Source organism: Arthrobacter sp. Y3223164, from assembly GCF_059091005.1.
Window position 1 is genome coordinate 1 of record NZ_JBNHGF010000551.1, and the last position, 1,426, is coordinate 1,426.

Annotated in this window: 2 protein-coding genes; both read right to left on the minus strand. The window is 68.4% G+C overall.

What is annotated here, in order from left to right; all coding sequences use genetic code 11:
* Window positions 1-15: 15 nt before the first annotated feature.
* Window positions 16-1,101 carry a 4-hydroxy-3-methylbut-2-enyl diphosphate reductase gene (locus tag AC5RUJ_RS16305; RefSeq protein WP_494000363.1) on the minus strand — a complete coding sequence of 362 codons (1,086 nt, stop codon included), beginning with the start codon at window positions 1,099-1,101 and terminating at the stop codon, window positions 16-18.
* A 9-nt stretch (window positions 1,102-1,110) separates the two neighbouring features.
* The coding region (locus tag AC5RUJ_RS16310; protein ID WP_494156253.1) for a hypothetical protein at window positions 1,111-1,426 on the minus strand (316 nt) is incomplete at its 5' end.

Consider the following 1,426-nt stretch of genomic DNA (forward strand, 5'->3'; position numbering starts at 1 on the left):
GCCGGTGGCCGGGCGCTAGCGTCCCGGGCGGGTGACGCGGCCGCCGAGGCCGCGCGATTCGTCGCCGCGTTCCTTGAGCGTGGCTCGCAATTCCTTCGGCAGCGAGAAAAGGATGTCCTCTTCGGCGGTGACCACTTCTTCCACGTCGCCGTAGCCGTAGTCGCCCAACAGGCGCAGCACCTCGCGCACCAGGACCTCGGGCACGGAGGCTCCGGAGGTCACGCCGACGGTGGCCACGCCCTCGAACCAGGACTCGTCTACCTCATTGGCGAAGTCCACGCGGTAGGCCGCCTTGGCGCCGTACTCGAGGGCGACCTCGACCAGCCGCACGGAGTTGGATGAGTTTTCCGAGCCGACCACAATGACCAGGTCCGCCTGGGGTGCAATCTTCTTGATCGCGGCCTGGCGGTTGGACGTGGCGTAGCAAATATCGTCGCTCGGCGGATCCTGCAGAGCCGGGAAGCGGTCCCGCAGGATGGAGACGATTTCCATCGTCTCGTCGACCGAGAGCGTCGTCTGCGACAGCCAGATCAGCCTTTCCGGATCCCGCACTTGCACTGTCCGCGCCTCGTCCGGGTTGTTGACGATCGTGGTGTGGTCCGGCGCTTCCCCGTAGGTCCCTTCGACTTCTTCGTGTCCCTCGTGACCGATCAGCAGGATCTCGTTGCCGTCGCGGGCGAACCGCACCGCTTCCCGGTGCACCTTGGTCACCAAGGGGCAGGTCGCGTCGATGGTCCGCAGCTGGCGGTCCTCGGCGGACTGCACCACCGCAGGCGAAACCCCGTGCGCCGAGAAGACGACCAGGGCGCCTTCGGGCACCTCGTCGGTCTCTTCGACGAAGATGGCGCCCTTTTCCTCCAGCGTGGAGACCACGTGCACATTGTGGACGATCTGCTTGCGCACGTAGACGGGCGGGCCATAATGCTCCAGCGCCTTTTCCACCGCGATCACGGCCCGGTCGACGCCGGCGCAGTATCCACGCGGGGCCGCCAGCAGCACCTTCTTGTCACCGTCCACGGGTGCAGCAGCCCAGACCTCGTCCGGGGTGCGGCGCTTGCGGGGAATGGTAGGCATGGAAAGGGAAACAGCAGTACTGGCCATGCCTCTATGCTAGCCCGTGGGCCCGGTCCGCCGGGCCCCGCCCAGCACCGCCCGCAGGGTGAAACCGGCCACCGCGACCCCCAATCCGGCGGCGCCAAAGACGGCGGCCCAGGGCCGGAAGTCGGCGACGGCCAACTCGACCAGCCTCCCCAGGAACACCTGGGCCAACGCACTTTCGCCCGCCGCATTCACCGCCAGCGGCGGTGCAAGCCCGGAGGCCAGCCAGAGGACCCCGCCCAGTAATCCCGCGCCAATACCGGCCCAGGCCAGCGCCGTGGCGGGACGCCGGGCGGCCAGCAGCATCAGCACCAGTGCCGCGGCCGCT